Source organism: Rheinheimera sp., assembly GCF_036568245.1.
In the GTDB taxonomy this organism is placed as follows: domain Bacteria; phylum Pseudomonadota; class Gammaproteobacteria; order Enterobacterales; family Alteromonadaceae; genus Alishewanella.
In genome coordinates this window covers 1-6,975 of the sequence record NZ_DATCSY010000264.1, presented here as the reverse complement: position 1 = coordinate 6,975, position 6,975 = coordinate 1, and the positions used below count along the sequence as shown (strand labels likewise).

7 protein-coding genes are annotated in these 6,975 nt (G+C 52.5%); 4 read left to right on the top strand and 3 right to left on the bottom strand.

Annotated elements, in window-relative coordinates; translation table 11 throughout:
• Window positions 1–157: 157 nt before the first annotated feature.
• Both VIN66_RS12030 and VIN66_RS12025 read right to left on the bottom strand, forming a co-directional pair.
• The gene (locus VIN66_RS12030) at window positions 158–1,201 is read right to left on the bottom strand and encodes an oxidoreductase (protein WP_331924202.1); all 1,044 of its coding nucleotides are present in this window, start codon (window positions 1,199–1,201) and stop codon (window positions 158–160) included.
• 7 nt (window positions 1,202–1,208) lie between these two features.
• Window positions 1,209–1,607, bottom strand: coding sequence for an OsmC family protein (locus tag VIN66_RS12025; RefSeq protein WP_331924201.1), 399 nt, complete (start codon window positions 1,605–1,607; stop codon window positions 1,209–1,211).
• Between the two features lie 203 nt (window positions 1,608–1,810).
• On the opposite strand from VIN66_RS12025, the gene VIN66_RS12020 reads away from it, so the two are divergent.
• Both VIN66_RS12020 and VIN66_RS12015 read left to right on the top strand, forming a co-directional pair.
• Window positions 1,811–1,981: an entericidin A/B family lipoprotein gene (locus tag VIN66_RS12020; protein ID WP_134058264.1), complete on the top strand. Its 171-nt coding sequence runs from the start codon at window positions 1,811–1,813 to the stop codon at window positions 1,979–1,981.
• Between the two features lie 34 nt (window positions 1,982–2,015).
• Complete coding sequence (locus tag VIN66_RS12015; RefSeq protein ID WP_331924200.1) at window positions 2,016–2,423, top strand: hypothetical protein; 408 nt, start codon at window positions 2,016–2,018, stop codon at window positions 2,421–2,423.
• Between the two features lie 50 nt (window positions 2,424–2,473).
• Here the strand turns inward: VIN66_RS12015 and VIN66_RS12010 are convergent, their stop codons facing one another.
• Complete coding sequence (locus VIN66_RS12010; protein WP_331924199.1) at window positions 2,474–3,394, bottom strand: pirin family protein; 921 nt, start codon at window positions 3,392–3,394, stop codon at window positions 2,474–2,476.
• A gap of 318 nt (window positions 3,395–3,712) precedes the next feature.
• Here VIN66_RS12010 and VIN66_RS12005 point away from each other — a divergent pair, with 318 nt between their 5' ends.
• Entirely contained in the window at window positions 3,713–4,873 is a 1,161-nt protein-coding gene (locus VIN66_RS12005) for an efflux RND transporter periplasmic adaptor subunit (RefSeq protein ID WP_331924198.1), read from the top strand.
• 16 nt (window positions 4,874–4,889) lie between these two features.
• Window positions 4,890–6,975: efflux RND transporter permease subunit (locus VIN66_RS12000; RefSeq protein WP_331924197.1), on the top strand; the 2,086-nt coding region annotated here is incomplete at its 3' end.

The window sequence follows — 6,975 nt, the reverse complement described above, 5'->3', positions numbered from 1 at the left end:
CGCATGCCGAGCTGCGTGCTGTGGCAGAAGGCTATGGTGCTAACGACGGCAAAGAGAAGTTTGTACAGGACTTTGTCAGCGCCTGGACCAAAGTGATGCAAAACGACCGCTTCGATATCTGATAAAGCGGTAAAGCTGGCTTGCAATTAGCACCTGTTTACAACTTGGTGCTAATTGCAATTACCTCACCACGGGCTGCGGATCGCTCTGCCAACTGCAGCAGATACATCACATCACAGGCTTGTTCTGCCGGTACCGGGTTTGGCCCTTCGCCACGCAGGGCGGCAGCAATAGCGCTGTAGTACTGCTGATAACAGCCGGGTGTCAATATCTGCTCTGTTACCGTATCAGCGCTGTACAGCCTGGCAGCACACGGATCCTGACCCCAGCCTTTACTTAACGGCGTTAAGCCCTGTTTTAGCTGGTCTTCCTGCACATCCAGGCCAAACTTCTGCCAGCTGCCCTGTTGGCATTGCAGGGTAAAACGCGGCGAAGGCGCGGCGCTTAACATCGAGGCTCCAAGGGTTACGCCAAAATGGCCGTAATCCAGGTAGACACTAAACCAGTCATCGGTGGTGGCGCCTGGCCGTAGCTGTTTCAGTGTGGCCTTTAACTGCTGCGGCATACCAAACAACAGCAGGGCCTGATCTAAAAGGTGCGGGCCTAAATCGAACCATAAACCGGCGCCGGGCCCGGCTTGTTCGCGCCAGCGCTGACGCACTTGCGGCCTGAAACGGTCAAAACGGGATTCTAAATGGGCAATATCGCCCAGTGCCTTTGATGCCAGCAACTGCCTTAGCGCGATAAAGTCGGCATCAAAGCGGCGGTTATGAAATACCGACAGCAATAACTGCTTTTGCTGCGCTAGCGCCGTTAGCTTTTGTGCCTGTTCAAGGCTTAAGGCAAAAGGTTTATCTACCACCACATGCTTACCGGCATTCAGCGCCTGTTCGGCCAGCGGCGCATGGCTGTCGTTCGGGCTGGCGATGACCACCAGATCAATATCTGACTGGCCAATCACCGCCTGATAATCAGCACTAACATGTAATTGCGGCCCTAAATCGGCCTGCACTGCTGCTTGCTGTGATGAGCCAACCGCCACCAGCGTTAAACCCGGCGTGGTGTTAATCAGCGGTGCATGAAAGGTTTTACCGGCGTAACCATAGCCAATCAGGGCGATGCGAAAGTGAGTTGTGGGCATAAGCGGCTCAGCTAATGCTGGCATGAATTTCAGTGCTGACGGCTGTCATCAGCTTATGGATGGGACATTTTTCCGCAATGGCACCAAGCTGCTGTTTTTGCTCGCTGCTAAGCGCGCCCTGTAATTTCAATTGCACATTCAGCACATAGACACCCTGGGCTTCACGGCTGTTATCGCGTTCAATAATAACGTCAATATAATCCAGCGGCAGTTGCTTACGTTTGGCGTACATCATCACAGTGATGGCTTTACAGGCTGCCAGCGCGGCATCGTATAAATCATGCGGGTCCGGTGCGCTGTCATCCCCGCCCAGCTCTTTGCTAACATCAGCAAATACCGTGTGCTGGTTAATACGGATAGTCTGGCGGTAGGTGCCGCTGTCACTTTTACGCAGTTCAATACTCATATATCACCTTGTTGCTGCCGGTATGAATTAATTTCCGCATCCGTTGTAATTACTACATAAGTAAACAGCACTAGGCAACAGATATTTTTATAAAAAACAATGACATATTGTTGGTTTGGTTCTTGCTGTACCACAGCTGAACACCTTGCAGCTGCCAGTGTACGCTTTGCAAGTCGTTAGGATCAATCGGGAGGATCAGTCTGATGAACAGTTTTACAAGTGAACATAGTCGTTTTAATGCTAAGCGCTGCGTCGGTTTGATGCTGGCTGCGCTGCTGAGTATCAGCGTTGTAGGCTGCGCCACTGTTGAAGGCGCTGGCAAAGATATCGAATCGGCCGGTGAAGCCATTCAGGATGCAGCAGACGATAATTAACTTTTAAACAGGAACTTACACCATGTACAGCTATATGAAACCCACACTTATGCTGGCAATGCCCATTGTAGTGTATCTGACCGTTTATGCTGTAGGTATCGCTATGGACAACGATCTTTTTCATTATCTGGCGGTGTACATGGCCGCCTGCTGTGCCATGTTAATGTTGTTTGTTGTTGCCCGCCAAAGTGATGATTATAAAAGTGCACTGGCGGCTGTCGCTTTTGGTGCCAGTGTCTTTTTCGCGTCATCTTATTTTATTCAGCTGCTGAGCCAGCCATCTTATCAGCGGCCGGCTTATGCGGCTCCGGTATCGGTGTCACCGGCGGTCTCTGTTATTCAGCGCTGGCTGACAGATCAGGCGCAAAGCCAGCCAGAGCTGATTAGCGCAGAAGGATCCGAGCCAGCGCTGGCGCAGACGCTGGAGAATAGTAATGGCTAAGACAGTACAAACGTGTTAACACCCGGCAACCGCGCTGGGTGTTGTGCCACTTACCCATTGACCGGATACGGAATAAACTCATCTTCATCACCAACCACTTTGGCAAAACCACCGGCCATCCAGTCTTGCTTGGCCTGCTCAATCCGCTCTTTACGGCTGGAAATAAAATTCCATTCAATAAAGCGCTTACCCATACTCTCGCCGCCTATCAGCGCAATGCGGCTATCGGCTGTGGCTTCAATTTCGACACCAGCTGCCTGATGCAGCACAACCATAGCGTGTTCGGGTACCGTAGTGTCTTTTAGCCGCAACCCGCCTTTGGCAACGTAAACGGCACGCTCGGCACAGTCGGGCAGGGTTAAACGTTGGCCTTTTTTCATAAAGGCTTCGACATACAGCGTTTGCGCATAAGTTTTTACCGGTGATGTCTGGCCATAAGCACTGCCCATCAGCACCCGCACGGCAACGCCGTCGACATCGACGGCCGGTATAGTGTGTTTGGGGTAGTGATAAAACGCCGGTGCAATTTCTTCTTCTTTTTCCGGCAATGCCAGCCAAAGTTGTAAGCCATGCAGTGTGTGTGCACTGGCTGTCACTTCCGGCCGCTCCCGTTCAGAATGCACTATACCACTGCCTGCGACCATCAGATTAATGTCGCCCGGCGTAATGGCTTGCAAGCTGCCCAGTGAGTCGCGATGCAATATTTCACCTTCAAACAGATAAGTGACCGTGGCCAGATTTATATGCGGGTGTGGCCGCACGTTAATACCGGAGCCTGCGGCGAATTCTGCCGGGCCCATATGGTCGAAGAAAATCCACGGCCCAACCATTTTGCGCTCTTTGGTCGGCAGTGAGCGGCGCACCGAAAAGCCGCCGAGGTCTTTATCACGCGGTTTAATCACGATATCAACAGCACCGCAGCCGCTATCAATGTCACAGTCCAGTTCATCTGTTTTGGTTTCAGTGCTCATACTCAGGTCCACCTGGTTTGCTGCGCTGCTGCGTAGCGTATTGAAGTAAATCAACAGTATAGGACAACCGAGATAAAATAAAGCATGCATTAAACCGGACATAAGCAGTGGTTTTTTTCACCTGTTGTCATGCTGCGGCAAGCCGGTGCCTGGCAGCGGCTATACTGGTCTGTCTGGCGGTTAAACAGTTTTTTTATGGCGTTGGTCGCGCCGGTACAGCTGGGTTATTGATTACATACAGCCTTGTATGTATATTGCCGATCTTATTCTGCCTGAATTATACCCGGGATTTTCAGGCAGCCTCTCACAGGAGTTTGTATGCGTGTAAAAATGAAGCTGTTCACTGCACCGGTAGTGGCGTTATTAATGGTGGCCTGCAGTGAGCCCCAGCAGGCCGGTGGCCAGGCTGCCGCTCAGGCACCTGAAGTTGCAGTGGTGACACTGAGCACCAGTTCGCTGGCATTGACTACTGAATTACCCGGCCGCACTACTGATTTCCGTCAGGCTGAGATCCGTCCGCAGGTCAGTGGCATTTTGCAGCAACGTTTATTTACCGAGGGCCAGCAGGTCGAAGCCGGCCAGGTGCTGTATAAAATTGATGCTGACCCTTATCTGGCCGCGCTGGCAAATGCCAAAGCGAACTTAGCCAGTGCTAAAGCGGTAGCGCATAACGCCCGTTTAAAAGCAGAGCGTTTTAAAGGCTTATTGGGCAACAAAGCGGTAAGCCAGCAGGATTACGATGACGCTCAGGCTACGCTGATGCAGGCAGATGCCGCCATCGCCAGCAGTGAGGCTGCGTTACAAACAGCACAAATTAACCTGAATTATACCCAGATCAAAGCACCTATTTCCGGCCAGATTGGCCGTTCAGCAGTGACTGAAGGTGCCTTGCTGACGGCTAATCAGACGCAGGTGATGGCAACCATACGCCAGCTTGACCCGATTTATGTCGATTTAACCCAATCGAGCAGTGAACTGCTGAAGCTGAAAAAACAAATGCGGGGCGATGAGCGCGATAACGTGACGGTCGATTTATTGCTGGATGATGGCAGTGAATACAGCGAGCAGGGCAGCCTGCAATTTTCCGAAGTAAATGTAGACCCGAGCACCGGCATGGTGACGTTACGCGCGGTATTCCCAAACAAAAAAGGTGATTTGCTGCCAGGTATGTTTGTGCGGGCCCGTTTACATCACGGTACAGATGACAACGCTTTATTAGTGCCCCAAGCCGCGGTAAGCCGCACACCAAAAGGCCAGGCATCGGTGATGCTGGTCAACAGCAACAACGAGGTAGAAGCGCGTTTAATTGAAACCGGCCGCACCGTAGGACAAAGCTGGCAGGTGACCTCTGGCCTGAGCGCCGGTGATACCGTTATTGTTGCCGGCCTGCAGAAAGTGAAGCCGGGTGCCAAAGTCAGAACGGTACAAGCGCAGAACGCTGCTGACAGCAGCAAAAACAGCCCTGCTGTTTCACAATAGGCAGGAGTAGAAACAGATGGCAAATTTCTTTATCAGCAGGCCTATTTTTGCCTGGGTCATTGCAATAGTCATTATGCTGGCCGGCCTGTTATCGATTAAACAATTACCGGTTGAGCAGTATCCGCGCGTGGCGCCACCTGCTATCAGCATCAGTGCCTCTTACCGCGGAGCGTCGGCCAAAACGGCCGAAGATGCGGTAACGCAGGTGATAGAACAGGCGATGAATGGCCTGGATAACCTGATGTATATGTCAGCTAACTCAGACTCTTCGGGTAACGTTAGCCTGACGCTGACCTTTGAAACCGGCACAGATGCCGATATTGCTCAGGTTCAGGTGCAAAACAAGCTGCAGCAGGCACTGCCGTTATTACCGCAGGAAGTGCAGCAAAACGGTGTGCGGGTAGCCAAATCTAACGGTGGCTTCCTGATGGTGGTGGGCTTCTTATCAGAAGATAACAGCCTGGCCCGCGACGACATTGCCGATTATGTTGTGGCGAACGTGAAAGACCCGTTAAGCCGCACGACAGGTGTAGGTAATGTGCAGGTATTCGGTAGCCAGTATGCAATGCGTATCTGGCTTGATGCCAACAAACTGAATGAGTACCAGCTGACACCGGCTGATGTGACCGCGGCTATAGAAGTGCAGAATAATCAGGTCACCGCGGGTCAGTTAGGCGGGGCACCGGCATTGCCCGGCCAGCAGTTTAACGCTGCGATACTGGCGCAAACCCGTTTAACGTCAGCAGAAGAGTTTGGCCAGATCCTGCTGCGGGTGAATGCTGATGGCTCTATGGTGAAATTATCTGACGTGGCCCGCATTGAGCTGGGCGGCGAAGATTATTCGGTAATTGCGCGTTACAACGGCAAAATGGCCACCGGTTTAGCCATTGAGCTGGCCACCGGCGCCAACGCGCTGGATACTGCCGACGCCGTTAAAGCCAAGCTGGCTGAACTCGAACCCTATTTTCCGCAAGGGCTCAGTACCGTTATTCCGTATGACACCACGCCTTTTGTCGAAATATCCATAAGCTCAGTGGTACAAACGCTGATTGAAGCCATTATTCTGGTGTTTCTGGTGATGTATCTGTTTTTACAGAACTTCCGCGCCACGTTGATCCCCACGCTGGCAGTGCCGGTGGTGTTACTGGGTACCTTTGGTGTGATGTCGGCGTTTGGCTTTTCTATTAATACCCTGACGATGTTCGGTATGGTACTGGCCATCGGCTTGCTGGTAGATGATGCCATAGTGGTGGTGGAAAACGTTGAGCGCGTGATGAGCGAAGAGGGCCTGGGCCCGGTTGAGGCCACACGTAAGTCGATGGGGCAGATCACCGGTGCGCTGGTGGGTATCGGCCTGGTATTGTCGGCTGTATTTGTGCCGATGGCGTTCTTCGGTGGCGCGACCGGTGCAATATACAAGCAGTTCTCGATAACTATTGTAACGGCAATGGCGCTGTCAGTGCTGGTGGCACTGATCTTTACCCCGGCGCTGTGTGCCACCATGCTCAAACCGGTTAATGGTGATCATCACAGTAAAGGCGGCTTTTTTGGCTGGTTTAACCGCGGCTTTGATGCATCAAACCGCAAATACCAGCGCGGTGTCGCCGGTATGCTGGCGCGGCCGAAACGCTCTATGCTGGTGTACGGCGCTATAGTCGCTGTGATGGCGGTGATGTTCCTGCGTTTGCCAACATCGTTCCTGCCGGAAGAAGATCAGGGCGTGTTTTTAACCATGGTGCAACTACCAACCGGTGCCAGCCAGCAACGTACTGAAGCGGTGATGGATAAAATAGCTGCGCACTACGCCAGTGAAGACGCAGTACAGTCGGTGTTTACCGTGTCGGGTTTCAGTTTCGCCGGTCGTGGCCAGAATATGGGCCTGGCATTTGTGCGTTTGGCTGACTGGAGTGAGCGTGGTGCAGCAGACAGCGTACAGGCTGTGATTGGCCGCGCCTGGGGCTTTTTTGCCACGGTAAAAGAAGCACAGATTTTTGCTTTTAACCTGCCACCTATCGCCGAGCTTGGCCGGGCGACCGGTTTCTCACTGTTTTTGCAGGACCGTGGCGGTTTGGGTCACGAGGCGCTGTTAAACGCCCGTAACC